A 16,955-nucleotide genomic window follows, 5' to 3' on the forward strand; every position below is an offset into this window, starting at 1 on the left:
TATACGGGTCATCGTCAGCTTTAACTTGCTTTTTTATTATGGAATATTGGAATCTATCTAATCTTTAGTAAGCGGTCTCCTGCATGAATATCCTTGGGATCTTCAACTAAAATATCCGTGTACACGGCTGTATTGGTTACAATGACGGATGTGGTAATATCATATCCTTCATCCTCTATAGCCTTGGGATCAAATTCAACCAGCTTGTCCCCTTTTTGAATCGTATCCCCTTCAGATACAAAGGAAGTGAAATGTTTTCCTTTCAAGCTGACCGTATTAATTCCAATGTGAATGAGCAGTTCAACTCCATCCTCAGAAATAAGCCCGATGGCATGCTTGGTTTTGAAAACGGTAACAACAGTTCCGTTAAATGGCGCATAGGCTACTCCTTCTTTCGGAATAATTGCGGCCCCCTGGCCCATCGCACCGCTGGAAAAAGCTTCATCTTTTACTGCAGTTAAAGGAATCAATTCACCGTGTAGAGGACTGAATACCGCTTTTTCTTCTTCTTTGTTTTCATCTGCAATTTTAATCTCAGACGCAGGTTTTGCATTTTTATAACCGAAAAGATAGGTCAAAATAAATGCGACTACAAAAGCTACAACCAAAGATATAATAAAGCCGATGAAACCTGCATCCATGCCTTTTGGATTAATGAATAGAGGTATACCAAAAATGCCGCCTGAAGCAAATCCATATGCCGTTGAGCCGAGTAAGCCTGCTGCAGCTCCTCCTATACCTCCAGCGATCGAAGCTAAAATAAACGGTTTCTTGGCGGGTAGCGTAACCCCGTAAATAGCTGGTTCAGTAACCCCCATCAAACCCGCAATTGTGGCAGAAGTGGCAATGGGTTTTAATTTAGGGTCCCGTGATTTCAAAGCGATGGCAAATGCCGCACCTGTTTGCGCAAAAGTCGTACAGAAAAGCATACCGTTAATCGGATCAAAACCATTCGTAACTACATTATTCAGGAGAATTGGAATGAATGCCCAATGCAGACCGAAGATAATGATGCCCTGCCAGAACCCGGCCAGAACGAGGCCAGCTACAGCCGGACTTAACTGATAAATCCACATAGAGCCTTTGGCTAACCCATCGCTGATTATAGTTGCTATCGGCCCGACAACCAGAAAAACAAGCGGTGATATGATGACCAAAGTCAGAAAAGGCACTATGAACATTTTAATGGAGGCAGGTGCATACTTACTTATCATTTTTTCGACCTTAGCTGCCAAGAACGCTCCAATAATGATCGGTATAACAGAAGAAGTATAATTAATCAGAACGACAGGTATGGTCAAAAAGGACAGCGCCGTTTTATCCGTAAAGGCGGAAGTAATGGTCGGGTACACCATCGCTGCTCCCAAAACGGCAGACAGATACGGGTTTCCTCCAAATTTTTTACCTGCTGAAAACCCTAGAATCACCGGAAAGAAATAAAACATAGCGTCTGCTGTCGCATATAAAATTTTATACGTGCCCATCTGATCAGTCATCCAGCCCAGGGATGTGCATAAAGCCAATAGTCCTTTTAGAATCCCCACAGCAGCGAGCACACCCACAACGGGCATAAACACACCTGAAATTACATCGACAAAGCGGCTAAATAGGCTCGCTTTTTCATTTTTTTGATCGTCTTCAACCATTTGATCTCCATGCTTTACTCCCATTGTATCCAAAAGAGCTTCGTATACTTTGGGAACCTCATTTCCGATGACCACCTGAAATTGGCCACCACTTTCCACAACGGTAATGACACCGTCAATCTGCTTGATCTTTTCTTTATCTGGCAATAGATTATCCTTCAGTTTAAATCTCAATCGAGTGACACAGTGAATGACACTGTTCACATTTTCATTTCCGCCCACGGCACTTAATACTTCTTTGGCTGTTTTTTTATGATCCATCATGTTCACTCCTTCTTGGATGCGCTTTCTATTTTTCTATCCGTAGTAGCTGGATGTGCTATAACTGCGACAATTACGGCACTGATCCCAATTCAGTAGGTATATGGAATTGAGCTGCTTTTTGAAAAAGTAAATCTTAATTTCGATCACAAAATCCTTTGATTTCTGCATCCGAGATAAACTTCCATGCTTTTACATGTTTTTCCGACCAATATCCCGTTCCAATAACACCGATTTTCCACATGTTGCTTCACTCCATCCACATTCTTCCCTGTTTTTATTTCGTTCCGATGATAACAACATCACTTTCAAAGCTGTGCATGTCTAGCACCGATTGATCCTTTTGGACGGACACGTCGGTTTGGGCAAACCGCTTCCCGGCTAAATCAATCGTTGTAAACTTGTAATCCTGCACGTTGATACTTAGTCGCACCTTCGTGTTAAATGGGACATACAAGATAAGGGTATTCTCGTTCCCCGCAGCTCTAATTTCCTCTGTCTTGTTTAAAACAATATCTAGCGGCTTTATGCCAATAAGGTTATACATTTCAAACAAATATTTAATAAAGGAATAATCCCACGCACCTTCAAATCGCAATGCCGCTCTCCAATCATAGGGACTATCGAATCCTTCCCCTTCTACAATGCCGAATCTCTTTCCTTTCTTGTGCCAGCTCCAAATGCCATGCGCCCCGTAGGTAATTCCCGCTCCCCCGCCTGCGAGGAGACTTTGCCATGCTGCTTTTCTGGCATCCAGTGCAGTGTATCTGCCATACACATTGCGGCTGTAACTAATTTGTTCATAACATGGCTCCCCATTAATGACAGGCCGTATATCTGACTTATGATAGAAATGTTGAGCAATCTCATGGGCTACATGTTGAAACTGGGAGTTATGTCCTGATTGATACATATAGAATCCAAGACCCTTGTGTTTCTCAAAGGCTGGAGGAATTTCTCTCAATCTCCCTTGAATATGCAGCGTAGTTAAGCTTGCAGGGCTTAATTGTTGTACAATGTCCAGTGCTTTTAAATAATAGGAATTGGCGCGTTCAGTCGGAAAATCACTATCCCCGCTAACCAGAAAAATAGGATCAAATGGAGAAAAACGGTTTACGACGTACGTTACATAGGGTTCAACGCATTCAAATGGCATTTTGTTGCCCTTTTGGAACATTTCGGCCCATGTATCCGGTACATAGTTACACCACAACAGAACCAGTGCCGGAACAAATCCACGCTCTACAGCCATTTTCAACATGATTTCTGCCCGGTCAAAATAAGCTTCGTTTAATGTATGGTAGTCGAAATCCCCATTTTCCAGTAATGCAAACGGCTGTAGATTCAGATCCGATTCACTTGCGTCCCATTGTCGGAGCATGTTGATTTGCAACACATTGAAACCTTGCATCTTCCGATAGTCAAGATAATCGCTCCACTCCTCTATCGTCGCGTTGGTAAATACACTCCAAACCGTATCTGCCAAATAAAAAAAAGGTTTGTCCTCTTTTGTAAAACTTCTTTGATTTTCAGCAATGTTTAAACTCAAATGAATCACCTTTCCTTTCTTGCTACATTCACAAATCTTCCTAAACAAATAACTAAAATAAATAACTAAATTTATATGTTTTTTCGCAAATAAACTAAATTAAAGCGCTTTACACTTGCATATTAACACTACAAATAATAAAAGGTCAACATTTTTTTCTTTTCATTTATTTAGTTTAGTTTAGTTTATAATCTAAACTTTCTTGTAGAGTAATGATATAATTTATGTAGTTTAGTTCAATAGGGGGTTCCACATTGAAAATTGATGATATTGCAAGGCTTGCAGGTGTTTCGAAATCTGCTGTCTCTCTTGCTTTTAATAACAAACCCGGAGTCAGTGAAGAAACCAAGGAGCAAATTCTAAAAATAGCCCAAGAGCATGGATATAAACCACGCACCATGAAGACAAGCAAGGAAGTCATTAAAAATCATCATGTGATACGCTTTGTGGCCTGTAAAAATACAGACATTGTAACAGAGCATTATGATTCACTTCCATTTTTCAATGAATTAATTCATCATATTACCAATCAGGTGAGAGAACATGGAAACACCTTGATTTTTTCGTCTTTTGATAGCCATAGCCTCGAAGAAGAATTATCTGCTTTGGAAAAAGATCAGCCTTCTTCAGGCATACTTCTGCTTGGCACCAATTTAACTTCCGAGATTATTCATTCTATACAATCCATTCATTCCAATATCGTGATTTTAGATACCTACTTTGAACACGTCGACGCCAGTTTCGTATCTATTAACAACTATCTTGGTGGGTATCAGGCAGGCCAATATTTAATTCAGTCAGGACACAGAAAGATAGGATACGTACAATCCAGTACCAGAATTCTTAACTTTAAAAAACGAAAGGAAGGGTTTATGGCGGCTTTAGAGGAGCACAATCTTTCCATAGAAAATGGGCTTATATTTGATATGCATCCCATGCTTGTGATGTCACAGGACGCATTTAAAACAGCTATTCATGAATTGAATGAGCTACCTTCGGCCCTATTTTGCGAAAATGATTATATGGCGATCAGTGCCATTAAAACGTTTCAGGAAATGAACATTCGAGTGCCTGAACAAATTTCCGTCATGGGATTTGATAATATTCATGAGGCCAAGGTCATTAGCCCGGAACTCACAACCATTCATGTGAAAAAGGATATTTTGGCCCGAACTGCTGTAAATTTGCTTATGGAGAGGCATAACAATCATCAGAGGCATCATACTCAGGTTCTTGTGAATACAGAGGTTATTGAAAGAAGATCTTGTTTAGCCTTGAAATGACCTATGATCATTGGTTTATTATTGCTTGCTCTCTCTATGATTTTAGAATAAAGCCGCCATGTTGACGGCCTTTTCTATCATCAGATTCCATATAGAATATTCCAATTTCTCGTCATTCGTTGAAATCTTCCTCTGTCAAATCCATATTTACGCTCGCAGCGGTTCGACTGCCGTCGGCCGCGGCAAAAATCAACTGAGAAGGCATGAAGTAAGATGAATCCCCGGCAGCATATACACCGGGTATGGAGGTTCTCCCCGCTTCATCCGTCTTGATCCCGCCCGACTCCGTTCTTTCACAGCCCAAACGTTCTCCAAACGGTGTACTTTGTACAAACTGGGGAGACACAAAACCGCCGACCCTCGGGACTTGAGTGCCATCCGTAAAGCGCACATGCTCCAGCTGCCCATTGTGACCGATGAACGCTGAAACAGGTTGCTCCATTACCACAATTCCCTTGGATTGAAGCAGTTCTTTTTGTTCTTCCGACAGGGATGCATGACCGTTCGTACATACGATCAAATCCTTGCTCCAATTAAGGAGTAGTTTGGCTGTATGATATATAGCCGCCGATTCAGAGACAAGGACAAGCGGTTGATCCCGCAACTCCCAGCCGTCGCAATAAGGGCAATTAAACAGACTTTTCCCGTATAACGGATAAAAACCTTCGATCTCGGGGAATATCTCCTTTACGCCCGTCGCTAATATCAATTTTCGCGCTTGAACGCGAAGGCCTGACGAATCAAGCACCTCAAATCCGGATTCGTTTTTCGTAATCGAAACAACCTCGGTTTGCAGATGATGGACAGACGGATAACGCAGCACTTCCTCATAAGCTACACGGCGGAACTCGGCTGGCGTTACGCCGTCTCTCGTAATAAAACCATGCGACGCATGCGTAACCGCATTTCTGGGCCGATTATTATCAATCAAAGCCACATTTCTTCTTGCCCTGCCCAGCACGAGGGCTGCATTCAATCCGGCGGGCCCTCCACCAATAATAGCGCAATCGTACAGCATAACACCCAACTCCTTTTCAAAGATATTAAAGACTCTTTATATCTGTAATAAAACCAAAAAAACACTTTACATAACTGGCAACCACCCTCTTTCTATATAAAGTCGCTTACTTTTAAACTTGCGTTTGCTTTTGCGCCAAATCGACCAATTTCGTATTTTTAAGATGTCGTTCCATTTTCTCCTCTGCTTCCCTCATTACAGCTTGAATCAGGCACTCAGATCCGTGGACAAAATCACATTCAAACAAAGAATTCGTACCTTCAATGGCATGGATAATATCCAAAAAAGTAAGATCATCTTTATGACGGGATAGGCGATAGCCTCCATTGGCTCCAGAAACGGATTCGATCATTCCAGCCTTCACAAGCCTCGTCAAAATTTTTGAAAGATAAGTTGGTGAAACATTTTGGGATTCGGCCAATTGCTGAACACCTACCGGCTTAACCGACGAATCAGCAACGAGCATGAGCATGGTGTGCAGCGCATAATTTGTAGCTTTTGTAAATTTCATAACTACACCTCAATCAAAGACTTATTGTGTCTACTATATCTCTGAATCTGCTGGTGTGTCAAGGTCATCTAGTATTTACGCTGTTGTCAACCCTTCTTTTGGTTACGCTCTAACCGTTGTATACTGTTCATCAGAACAGCTAAGAAAGGGGGCTCGTTGTGCGTATTTTTGATATTCTTCGTATATTAGTTGCTGAACAGATGGTCAAAGGAGAACACTTGGCAAATGCATTGAAGGTATCTTCTCGAACGATACGAACGGATTTAAAGGAATTGGGTGCGCTGTTGTCAAAACATGGAGCAGCAGTTAAACCCCTTAAAGGAACGGGCTACAAGTTAGAGGTTCGGGACGAACAAGCATTTCATCATCTGCTGAAGCAATTAAAGGATTATGAAAATAATGTACCCTATCCATTAGCGAATTCTTCTGAAGCCAGAAATCGTTTTTTAATGAAAAAGCTGTTGCTTACCAATGCATATGTTAAACTTGATGATTTAGCCGAGATCCTGTATGTTAGTCGATCTACTTTACAGAATGACCTCAAAGAACTACGCAAGTTATTGGCAACTTACGGACTTTCCCTGGAGAATAGACCCTATCATGGTATTCGAGTCAAAGGTAATGAGGCCAGGCTGCGTTATTGCATTTCCGACTATATATTTAATAGGATAGATGAAATAGGCAACCAGCAGATGTCCCCCCCTCCTCTGATCTCTAACGAAGAGATGGAATTCATAAGAGAAGTGATTCTGGATCGTATTGAGATCAATGATATTCAGCTGTCGGACATTGCCCTGAACAATCTGGTCATTCATATTGCTATAGCATGTAAGCGTATTCGCGAAGAAAGGTATGTTTCGTATTATCCTCAGGAGATGAAAAAAATCGAAGCGCAAAAAGAGTTTAGGGTGGCGACTGAGATCGTATCCGCCTTGGAACAAAACATGAAGTACTCCTTTCCACTTGTTGAAGTTGCGTACATTGCTGTTCATCTGTTGGGTATAAGGACCGTCGTTAGTGCCCGTATGGATGAAGTGGAGATTAAAAAGATCATTGATAAAGATATCTACGAACTGACTATTGAAATACTGGACCAAATTGATCAGCAGTTGAAAATGAACATTCAAAACGATCAAGAATTACTGATTGCTTTTTGCCTTCACCTCAAACCGGTGATTAACCGCTATCAATACGGAATGAATTTGCGTAATCCTATGCTGGATGAAATCAAAGCCAATTACCCGCTTGCCTTTGAAGCAGGTATCATTGCTGCGGAGGTCATCAAGCAGCGGCTTCATATACACATCGAGGAAAATGAAATTGGGTATTTAGCCATTCATATCGGAGTCGCGATGGAAAGAAAGAAAATGGAGGACGCGCCCAAAAGATGTATGATCGTATGTGCTTCTGGACTCGGTAGCGCTAAGCTGCTGTATTACAAGCTTCAATCGGTCTTCGGTTCCAGGTTGGATATCGTGGGAACCACTGAATTTTATAAGCTGAAACAAATGCCGTTGGATACACTGGACTTTGTTATTAGCACGATCCCCATTTCAGAACCGCTTTCTATCCCCATGATCCATGTGAATACATTTTTAGGCGGTTCCGATATTACTAAAATTGAGCAAGCCATTTCTGAGACCAGACTTCCTGCTGTGCAGTATGTACGAAAAAAATTGGTCTTTCTTCAGCAGAAGTTTGAGAACAAACTCCAAGTGCTTGAATTTATAGCCGAAAAAATACACGAAGCAGATCTTGTAAAAGGCCCCCTGCTGCAATCTGTAATAGAACGTGAAGCCGTTTCCCCCACTTCATTTGGCAACTTTGTCGCGATCCCGCATCCGATGGAACCTTTCGCAGATTCTACGTTTTGGGTCATCTGTACATTACAAAAAGCTATCGACTGGGACGGCAAGCCGGTACAATTTATTTGTATGCTCTGCATACAGCGTACTAAATCAGAAGATTTACAGACTATGTATCATATTTTGCTTGATATTTTAAATAATGAACAGCTCGTCCAGCAGCTTATTCGCTGCAAGTCGTATACAGAATTCATAGAAGTGTTGCATAAAAATTGTTGAACATGAGGAGTATGAAGAACGATTTATTTCCGTTAAGAAGAGGAAATAATGTGCGTTATGTTGAAAGCGATTCCAAATTATAATAGCTATACGAAGGGAAGATTGAAAGGAGAGAAGATCACGTGAATAATGATGAATCTACAGAGCACGACGTGAACATGGAGGACATGGATGATACAGAGATTGTATTCCAAATTATATTATACGCAGGGAATGCACGCAGCTCGGCCATGGAAGCGATTGAGCTTGCAAAGGCGGGGAAATTCCGTGAAGCCAAAGAAGAATTAGCCTCAGCAAAAAAAGAACTGGTGTCCTCCCACAAAATTCAAACCAGAATCATCCGCAAGGAAGCAGCAGGTGAAAAAACAGAGATGTCCGTCATGATGGTACATGCTCAAGATCATTTGATGAATGCCATCACCATTCGCGATATGGCCTCAGAGTTTGTAGACCTGTATGAACGCATTGATCAATTCGTACCGAAATCGTAGAGGGAGGGGCGCTATCTTATGGCTTTCAAAGACAAACTGGTTGACGGCCTCACATCGGTAGCAAATGCAATCAACAATTTTAAATATATTATAGCGATCAAATCAGCTTTTATCACATTGATGCCCGTTATTATTGTCGGTGCCTTTGCTGTATTGATTTCTAATATGGTCATGGACCCGGTCAATGGCCTTGCGCATTTTAAGCCGTTCTCATTCCTGGCTGAGTACAAACCGATTTTCTCGGGCATTAACTATGCCAGCTTGAATATCCTTACCATTCTGGCTATTTTCATGATTGGTCTAGAGCTAGGAAAAATTAACGGTGAGAAAAATCTCTTCCCCGGTTTGCTTGCTTTAATCTGTTTTATCTCTGTGACACCGACCACGATAGAGTTGATGGTTAACGGTGACATGCAAAAAGTAACAGACGTCATAGCCCGTCAATTTACGGATACCAAGAGCTTGTTTTTAGGTATTTTCATAAGCATCCTATCCGTTGAGCTATACAGCAAACTGGGCAAGTCCGATAAACTAAAAATTAAAATGCCTGAGAGTGTTCCCAGCAATGTGGCCGTTTCTTTCTCGGCACTCATTCCTACCATTATTACGGTGACTGTCTTCTCAATGTTTGGATTCTTTTTTCATAAGTTTACAGGTCTCTACCTGTACGATGCCGTCTATAATGTGGTGCAAAAACCTCTGGAGACCGTAGTACAGGGACTGCCAGGTATACTGGTGCTGATGCTGGTTGCGCAAATCTTCTGGGTGATCGGTATTCACGGGAACCAAATGGTAAAGCCCATTCGTGAACCCCTGCTACTTGGCGCGATTACCGTCAACATGACTGCTTATGAGCAAGGACTGCCCATTCCGAACATTATTACGATGCCTTTCTGGGACGTATACATGAGTATCGGTGGTTCAGGAATTACGCTGGCCCTCTTGATTTGTATTATGATCGCTTCCAAGCGTGAAGATATGAAGGAAATAACAAAGCTTTCATTGGGTCCGGGTCTGTTTAATATTAATGAGCCTGTCATTTTTGGACTTCCGATTATGCTGAATCCATTGATGGCTATCCCTTTCATTATTACTCCGCTCATCACAGGAACGATTGGTTACTTCTCGACGTTGCTTGGATTTGCAGGTAAAGCCGTCGTCATGGTTCCATGGACTACTCCGCCTATTATTAATGCCTACCTGTCTACAGGTGGAAGCATTGGCGCCGTCGTAACTCAGATCATTTGTATTGTGGTAGCCATTATCATTTATTTCCCATTCGTCAAAATTGCCAACAAGCGAACGGCTGAATAATGCGTTACTATAGAAATACATCAATTAATTGAAAACGCATTCTTTATTCAATGAAAAGGAGAAACATGTCATGGCTAAACATACGATACAAATTCCGTCGAATTTCATCATGGGTGCAGCGGCTTCCGCTTGGCAGACAGAGGGCTGGAGCGGTAAAAAAGAAGGTCAGGACTCATACCTAGACCAATGGTACAAATATGACCGCTATGTCTGGCACAATGGATATGGACCCGCGGTTGCAACCGACTTTTATAATCGCTATACCGAAGATATTGCGCTGATGAAGCAGATTGGCTTAACCCATTATCGTACTTCTATTAATTGGTCCCGCTTCTTAACGGATTATGAGAATGTAGTGGTGGATGAAACGTATGCGGATTATATGGGCCGGGTCATTGATGAGCTGATTGCAAGCGGAGTCGAGCCGATGATTTGTCTAGAACACTATGAGGTACCCGCCTATTTGCTGGACAAATATGAGGGCTGGTCTTCCAAGCATGTGGTGGAGCTGTTTGTAAAATATGCGGAGAAAGTGTTTGAACGGTACGGCGATCGGGTCAAGCACTGGTTTACGTTTAATGAGCCCATTGTTGTACAGACTCGTGTCTATCTAGATGCCCTTCGCTATCCCTATGAACAAAATACGCGGAAGTGGATGCAATGGAACTATAATAAATCGCTGGCTACCGCGAAATGCGTACAGCTTTTCAAAGCAAAAAACTATAGTCAGCAAGGGGCTAAAATAGGCGTTATTCTGAATCCCGAAGTCACTTATGCCCGATCAAGCGCCCCTCATGACCAGTATGCCGCACATGTGTATGATTTATTTTACAATCGAGTATTTCTGGACCCGCTTATTAAAGGCGAATACCCGCAAGAATTGTTCGATCTCATGGGCAAGCATGATATTACATTTGAAGCTACAGCGGAAGAACTGGCAGTCATTAAGGAAAATACCGTTGACTACGTCGGGATCAATCTCTATTATCCCCACCGGGTAAAAGCACAGAGTAAAGCGTGGAACGAAAACACCCCCTTTCACCCCTCTTACTACTATGAGCATTTTGATCTTCCGGGTAAAAGAATGAACAAGTCACGGGGCTGGGAGATTTATCCGAAAATCATTTACGATATGGGAATGCGTATCAAGAACGAATATCACAATATCGAGTGGTTTGTCGCGGAAAATGGTATGGGCATTGAGAATGAAGCTGCTTTCAAAAATGAGGAACACATTATTCAGGACGACTATCGTATTGAATTTATAACTGAGCATTTATACTACACATTACAAGCTGTAGAAGCGGGCTCCAACTGTACAGGTTATATGCTGTGGGCCTTTACAGACAACGTTTCTCCCATGAATGCTTTTAAAAATCGCTATGGACTGGTGGAAATTAACCTTGACAATGATCGAAGTCGGCATTTGAAGAAATCCGGCTACTGGTATCAAGCCGCTATCAAGGAACGCTCATTTATTGCTGATCTGGATGAAGAGTATAAATAGTTAAAAATGAATTCTGGAGGCGCTCAAATATGAAAAAAATTATTTTGGCATGTGCTGCGGGTATGTCCACATCCATTTTGGTTTCTAAAATGAAAAAAGAAGCAACAGCAAGATCCATAGAGCTGAACATCGAAGCCATCCCCGAAAGCACCATCAAGGAAGAGCTAGAAGCCGTTACAGATTCTGTGATTGCTATTTTGCTCGGACCTCAAGTGCGGATGCGTAAAAAGGCAGTAACCGAAATTGCAGCTCCCTATGGTATCCCTGTAGATGTCATTGACACGTTGGCTTATGGTAGAGGAAACGGTGCAGCTGTCCTAGATCAAGCCTTGAAGCTGGCTGGCGAGAACATCTAATTGCTATTCAAATGAAAAAGAGGCTGAGAGTTACCTCAGTCTCTTTCTTGAGTTGCGCGCTCTTTATCAAGACATACCTTCTTTGCCTGAACCCATACTGCTCACATACGTTTCCTGTAAACCGGCAGAAATGCCGTATAGCGGTTCCCAACGAAGCCAATGTCTGGCGACTGCGTTACTAAGACAGCTATGGTGAATGTCTCCCGCTCGCGCTGGTGAATACACAGGGCGGACAGACGAACCGTGCAGCTTTAGTAAATCGTAGGCCAGTCGATTAATGGACGTCGTTCGTCCTGTACTTACATGTACTGTACGTTGGTCCGCTGCATGGATAGCCGCCATATTCGCTCGAACTACATCCTTGACGTACACAAAGTCTCGGGTTTGTGTCCCATCGCCGTGAATGAGCAAGGGACTTCCTTTTTTCAGCCGCTCCATAAAGAGAGCGACTACACCACCCTCTCCCTTCGCGGCCTGACCGGGACCATACACATTTCCATAACGCAAAATCGTATAGTTCATACCGTACAGCCGATAAAAAAGTCGAATATACGATTCTGCGGTCAGCTTGGACAGTCCGTAGCCTGAAATGGGCTCCACGGGATCGTCTTCCTGTATACATTGCTTTTGCAACTCTCCATATACACCGGACGTGGATGCAAATATAAATTTCGACACACCCGCTTCATGACAAGCCTGCAACAAATGAATCGTCCCCAGCACATTCACATCCGCGTCCTCATCGGGTCGATGGATGGATTGCTGCACATCCGCCTGTGCGGCCAAGTGAAACACAATATCCGGGCTTTCCCGAATCAGCAGCGTCCTAGCTTCAGAGCTGCGAATATCCGCAATATGCATGACCGCGCGCGGGTCCACATTTGCCATATTCCCGGTCGTCAGATTATCCAGCACATGCACTCTGATGCCCGAATCAGCAAGCGCACGTACCAGCTGAGAACCAATAAATCCGGCTCCCCCGGTGACCAAAGCCTTCACTAGCTCACCCTCCTTTTGTACCGAAGCATATGACTTCCCTTCGCATCATGTTATGCGACTCCCTATAGCTTGGCGCAGGCACAAGCACAGTCCGAAGACAATCTATAATGTGTCTCTAGAATCTCAGCACCTCAGACATGCAGTCTCACGTTTTCCAGCATATAACGCCACATCTCATCCTGACCGTTCCATATATCCTCAGGTGGCAGCTCCACTGAAACCAGCCGCTCCAACCCCCAGTCCAGCTCCGTCACACCATCAGTCCCTGTATAATCCACGTATAACAAGCGAAAATCATGTGTAATCCTCTGTAATAACACATCATGTAGTTCCACCGCTTGCTCCCGACTACCCCCGAGACGAACCAGTAGCAGACGGGACGCAAGCGCGAATTGGTCCAGTAGACGTGCAATGCGGCGATCAAGCGTCGTTTTGAATGCAGGGTAGGAAGTCAGCTGCTCCGATGTATTCTGGCTAACCGGAAAATGGTGTGCTGCTGTAATCCCATAGGATGCATCCTCAACCATGAAGTTATGCTCGCCGTAATCATGCCCCGTGACACGTAGACTATCAACATCCATAAAATCGGCAAAACGGGCGTCCAGCAAGCGACTGATCTGTGACAAGTTACCGGAAATCATCCAGTCCAGCGGACCCGCATAGGGACGCAGTCCGTTTTTATCCAGCTGAATGGAAGGCAAGCAATGTCCACCCAAACTGAATACAGCATCATAATCCCCCTGCAACCGCTCAAGCACGACGCCCTCCCCTTTCCGAAGACAAGGTCATCCCTTTAAAAAGGGTACGCCAGTGCGGATCACTCTTGTAATTCCATACATCGGCAAAAGGCATTTCCACCGAGCATACATGCGGAAGCTGCCAATCCACCTCCGTCAACTCCGTTACGCCGGAACAATTCACCACCAACAAACGAAATTCATTCGCTACCATGCCCGACAAAATACGTTCCAGTTCCTCTACTTCTTCATAGGTTCCCAGCATACGGACGAACAAGCTGCGCTTCGCCATCTGTGTTTTTGCAAAAAAACGTTCGATACGACGGTCTATCTTTTCCTTGAACTCGGGATAGGTCACCAGATCTGAGGACGTATTGCGTTCCTGCGGAAAATCATGTACCGAGATCACATTATAAGCGATATCTCTGACCATATAATTCAGTTGGCTCGTACCAACGACACTTAAATTAGGCAAATCCATAAATCCGGCAAACCGATTTTCAAGCAAGCGGTTCACATCGGACAGCGTGTCAGACATCATCCAATCCAGTACCCCGGCAAACGGCCGCAAACGGTTCTTTTCCAATTGAATGGCAGGTGTACAGTTTTGTCCCAGACTGAAGACCGCTTCATATTCCCCTGCCAGCTGTGCGAGTCTCATAGCCGCGCCTCCTTTTTTAATACGACCCTTCCCTCAGATCCTGCTTGGCCCTTCTTCTGTAGTCGAAAAGGGACTTCAGGCCGTAGTTTGTTCCACTCTACATTACATGCACAGCACGGCGAAAAGGGTTGGACACCGATGCGCTTTTTGTCAAAGAGGCGTACAACTATCCAGTCCAATCCCGGCTATTTTTCATATCATATTAAGGCTGGTAACCTAACGGAATTCAAGGAGGCATCATCATATGTCCGTGTTTCTTTTAACCGTCGATCACCATCTCGCTTACCACAGCGCCCACATACAAAGCTGCCATGTGACCCTTTTCAATCGTGAAAAGAGAGCCGTCGATGTGTTGCTGGAAATGGGAAATGACAGTGGCGTTTTCCGACGGCAGCTCCTTCGATTGAACCCTTCTCCCGAAGCTGGCTCCGTGCTAGAACTCAAGGATATGGAGACCGCCCAAAATCCTTTTTACCTGCGAGTGGTAACGAGTATTTACAATCCGGAAACGCTGTTTATCCTGGCTGAATTTTTGGAAAACGGGAACATTGTCGCTAAGCGTACAGCCAGTCATTTTACCGTGACACCCTAATGAACGGGCAGAGGAGGAAGAAGGTATGTTGAAATATTCAGTTCAAAACAAAGCTGAGCCAGACACATATGCACTGCCTTTTCAGGTCACCGAACAGGAGAGCGTGCTCTCTACATTAATCATTCCTGCAAGTGAATCTGAAGGACGTATTGTCATTGAAGTCTCTTTGGCATGGGAAAATCCGCTGCTCAACTGGGATATCGGGGAGTTGGACATTCGATTGCGTCGCAATGATGAGCGGGGACCTATGCTGGATTGGTTGCAGGATTCCTGTTATCAGGAGGGATTTGCAGAGTTAAGCTATGAGGAAACGGGAGAACAGGCAGAGCCTTATGTATACTGCTTGACCGTACAATCAGCTGACCGCCGTGCTGTTGTTACGGGGCCGCTCATAATTCGAGGCTCAGTTTATGAAGATTGACAAAAACCTGTTGGACAATGAACTGGAATAAACTAAAGGCAGGTGGGAGTTTTAAGCCCGACCTGCCTTTTTATAGGGTCTGTGCCTTCATGGTGCGGATTGTTTCAGACGTTCCAAAATGTCAGCATCTGGCAGCTTATAATCTTCCGGCAACAAGGTGTTAATTCGGTTCCATATTGCGTAATCGACCTTCAGATCCGGGTGCGACTGCTGGATTTCAAAAATACGGTTGTACAAGTCCCCAACGACAGGAAAAGTCATGCTCTGCCTCCTAACTGTTGAATCAACATACTCAACGTACTTGATTCAGCGCTTGCCCATAAATATTCACGAGTCGCTCAATCATAACATCCAGAGACCAATGCGCGGTCCCCCATGCTTTGGCATGTTTCCCCATAGCTATCCGCACTTCATCCTGAGCCAGCAAATGCTGCAAATGAGCTGCCAGTGCCTCCACATCGCCAACCGGGGAGACTAGTCCGGTGTGTTCATGCTTCACCATTTCCGGCAGTCCGCCCGCATCCGATACCACTGCCGGAAGCCCCATAATCTGCGCCTCCATGACCGAAAACGGCTGATTATCCTGTATGCTCGGATGGACAAAAAGGTCCGCCAGTTGTAAAAGAGCAGGTACATCTTCACGATGCCCCAGAAAAACCACGTCTTCTGCTAGCCCTAGCTCCTTCGCCTGTGTTTGAAGCTCTTCCCTTTTATCTCCCTCCCCGACAATCCAGCAAACCCAATCCGTACGACTTGCTTTCAGCAGGCCAAGAGCGCTCATTAAATAATGCAGCCCTTTGATATAGACCAGCCGTGAAGGACAAATCATAACTTTTTTCCCCTCAGGTCGTACTATGTCCGTTCCCCGGGCATGGACTTCCCAGAAGTGCTCGGTATCCAATCCGTATTGGAAAGTAGCAATCTGCTGCTCAGGCACTTCGAACTCACGCACAAGCGTCTGTTTCATCCATTCTGTAGACGTAATGGTAATATCCGCGGATAGAGCGCCATAGTGCTCCAGCGCCCAATAATATTTCCACATCAACGTCTCTCGGTAACCCTCCTCATGATCCCTTTCCAGAGCCATCATGACTTCACGAGCCAGCGAGCCATGAATATTCGCTACCAACGCACTGTCCTTACGTTTGACCCGACTTAGAGCACGCGTCGCAATGACATCTTGCGTGTGAATAACATCATACTGCTCAACCCCGAAATACGCAGCTGCCAGCTCCATACAGTATCGATCCTTTTCCACCGTCTGCACCCATGAATCCAAATGTAATACAGGGACAGCCGATTCATTCAGCTTCGTATGCAGCAGGGGCAGCAGTTGATCCTTCAGCAGCTCTCTATCTTCAAAAACAATATGGTATTTAGGTGTATCCGGTCCGTTCCCCATCAAGTCTACTGTGTGACCCAGTAGCTCCAGCCTCCGTTTAATTTGCAGCATAAAGGGCCATACGCCACCCAAATGAGGAATCGGCCAGTACGTAGCCAACAAAATTTTCAAAATAGCCTCACC

17 protein-coding genes are annotated in these 16,955 nt (G+C 44.1%); 8 read left to right on the forward strand and 9 right to left on the reverse strand.

The features are described from left to right. Nucleotides 1-53: 53 nt before the first annotated feature. Entirely contained in the window at nucleotides 54-1,907 is a 1,854-nt protein-coding gene (locus tag ACM1ND_RS21275; protein WP_209943715.1) for a beta-glucoside-specific PTS transporter subunit IIABC, read from the reverse strand. A gap of 277 nt (nucleotides 1,908-2,184) precedes the next feature. After that, nucleotides 2,185-3,465: a DUF4038 domain-containing protein gene (locus ACM1ND_RS21280; RefSeq protein ID WP_418026544.1), complete on the reverse strand. Its 1,281-nt coding sequence runs from the start codon at nucleotides 3,463-3,465 to the stop codon at nucleotides 2,185-2,187. 245 nt (nucleotides 3,466-3,710) lie between these two features. Here ACM1ND_RS21280 and ACM1ND_RS21285 point away from each other — a divergent pair, with 245 nt between their 5' ends. Next, entirely contained in the window at nucleotides 3,711-4,739 is a 1,029-nt protein-coding gene (locus ACM1ND_RS21285) for a LacI family DNA-binding transcriptional regulator (protein ID WP_071558315.1), read from the forward strand. 112 nt (nucleotides 4,740-4,851) lie between these two features. Here the strand turns inward: ACM1ND_RS21285 and ACM1ND_RS21290 are convergent, their stop codons facing one another. Then, nucleotides 4,852-5,757 carry an NAD(P)/FAD-dependent oxidoreductase gene (locus ACM1ND_RS21290; protein ID WP_418026545.1) on the reverse strand — a complete coding sequence of 302 codons (906 nt, stop codon included), beginning with the start codon at nucleotides 5,755-5,757 and terminating at the stop codon, nucleotides 4,852-4,854. A gap of 112 nt (nucleotides 5,758-5,869) precedes the next feature. Then, nucleotides 5,870-6,268: an Rrf2 family transcriptional regulator gene (locus tag ACM1ND_RS21295; RefSeq protein ID WP_075154691.1), complete on the reverse strand. Its 399-nt coding sequence runs from the start codon at nucleotides 6,266-6,268 to the stop codon at nucleotides 5,870-5,872. 158 nt (nucleotides 6,269-6,426) lie between these two features. On the opposite strand from ACM1ND_RS21295, the gene ACM1ND_RS21300 reads away from it, so the two are divergent. The 5 genes from ACM1ND_RS21300 to ACM1ND_RS21320 all read left to right on the forward strand — a co-directional run bounded on the left by ACM1ND_RS21300 (nucleotide 6,427) and on the right by ACM1ND_RS21320 (nucleotide 12,020). Continuing rightward, nucleotides 6,427-8,352, forward strand: coding sequence for a BglG family transcription antiterminator (locus ACM1ND_RS21300; RefSeq protein WP_264454613.1), 1,926 nt, complete (start codon nucleotides 6,427-6,429; stop codon nucleotides 8,350-8,352). A gap of 122 nt (nucleotides 8,353-8,474) precedes the next feature. After that, nucleotides 8,475-8,843 (forward strand): PTS lactose/cellobiose transporter subunit IIA, encoded by a 369-nt coding sequence (locus ACM1ND_RS21305; protein ID WP_049828407.1) that lies wholly within the window; start codon nucleotides 8,475-8,477, stop codon nucleotides 8,841-8,843. Between the two features lie 18 nt (nucleotides 8,844-8,861). Then, nucleotides 8,862-10,157, forward strand: a complete 1,296-nt coding sequence (locus ACM1ND_RS21310; RefSeq protein ID WP_160789553.1) for a PTS sugar transporter subunit IIC — start codon at nucleotides 8,862-8,864, stop codon at nucleotides 10,155-10,157. Nucleotides 10,158-10,227: 70 nt separating this feature from the next. Next, on the forward strand, nucleotides 10,228-11,664 hold the full coding sequence (locus ACM1ND_RS21315; RefSeq protein WP_069080657.1) for a glycoside hydrolase family 1 protein: 1,437 nt from the start codon (nucleotides 10,228-10,230) through the stop codon (nucleotides 11,662-11,664). 29 nt (nucleotides 11,665-11,693) lie between these two features. Next, a complete protein-coding gene (locus ACM1ND_RS21320) occupies nucleotides 11,694-12,020 on the forward strand; it encodes a PTS sugar transporter subunit IIB (protein ID WP_023990091.1) in 327 nt (108 codons plus the stop codon). A 66-nt stretch (nucleotides 12,021-12,086) separates the two neighbouring features. On the opposite strand, the gene ACM1ND_RS21325 is transcribed toward ACM1ND_RS21320, so the two are convergent. The 3 genes from ACM1ND_RS21325 to ACM1ND_RS21335 form a co-directional block, all read right to left on the reverse strand. Next, nucleotides 12,087-13,019, reverse strand: a complete 933-nt coding sequence (locus ACM1ND_RS21325) for an NAD-dependent epimerase/dehydratase family protein (RefSeq protein WP_023990092.1) — start codon at nucleotides 13,017-13,019, stop codon at nucleotides 12,087-12,089. Nucleotides 13,020-13,150: 131 nt separating this feature from the next. Beyond that, on the reverse strand, nucleotides 13,151-13,777 hold the full coding sequence (locus ACM1ND_RS21330; protein WP_023990093.1) for a DUF1796 family putative cysteine peptidase: 627 nt from the start codon (nucleotides 13,775-13,777) through the stop codon (nucleotides 13,151-13,153). Further along, on the reverse strand, nucleotides 13,770-14,417 hold the full coding sequence (locus tag ACM1ND_RS21335) for a DUF1796 family putative cysteine peptidase (RefSeq protein ID WP_023990094.1): 648 nt from the start codon (nucleotides 14,415-14,417) through the stop codon (nucleotides 13,770-13,772). The genes ACM1ND_RS21330 and ACM1ND_RS21335 overlap by 8 nt, the downstream gene beginning before the upstream one ends. 244 nt (nucleotides 14,418-14,661) lie before the next feature. Between ACM1ND_RS21335 and ACM1ND_RS21340 the strand changes: the two genes are divergently transcribed. Both ACM1ND_RS21340 and ACM1ND_RS21345 read left to right on the forward strand, forming a co-directional pair. Continuing rightward, nucleotides 14,662-15,009, forward strand: coding sequence for a hypothetical protein (locus ACM1ND_RS21340; RefSeq protein ID WP_023990095.1), 348 nt, complete (start codon nucleotides 14,662-14,664; stop codon nucleotides 15,007-15,009). 25 nt (nucleotides 15,010-15,034) lie between these two features. Beyond that, a complete protein-coding gene (locus tag ACM1ND_RS21345) occupies nucleotides 15,035-15,430 on the forward strand; it encodes a hypothetical protein (protein ID WP_028541483.1) in 396 nt (131 codons plus the stop codon). An 87-nt stretch (nucleotides 15,431-15,517) separates the two neighbouring features. Here the strand turns inward: ACM1ND_RS21345 and ACM1ND_RS21350 are convergent, their stop codons facing one another. Both ACM1ND_RS21350 and ACM1ND_RS21355 read right to left on the reverse strand, forming a co-directional pair. Continuing rightward, the gene (locus ACM1ND_RS21350) at nucleotides 15,518-15,691 is read right to left on the reverse strand and encodes a hypothetical protein (protein WP_418026546.1); all 174 of its coding nucleotides are present in this window, start codon (nucleotides 15,689-15,691) and stop codon (nucleotides 15,518-15,520) included. Nucleotides 15,692-15,722: 31 nt separating this feature from the next. Continuing rightward, entirely contained in the window at nucleotides 15,723-16,943 is a 1,221-nt protein-coding gene (locus tag ACM1ND_RS21355) for a glycosyltransferase family 4 protein (RefSeq protein ID WP_075154695.1), read from the reverse strand. Nucleotides 16,944-16,955 lie beyond the last annotated feature (12 nt).

The organism is Paenibacillus sp. JJ1722, assembly GCF_048282685.1.
In the GTDB taxonomy this organism is placed as follows: Bacteria; Bacillota; Bacilli; order Paenibacillales; family Paenibacillaceae; genus Paenibacillus; species Paenibacillus polymyxa_B.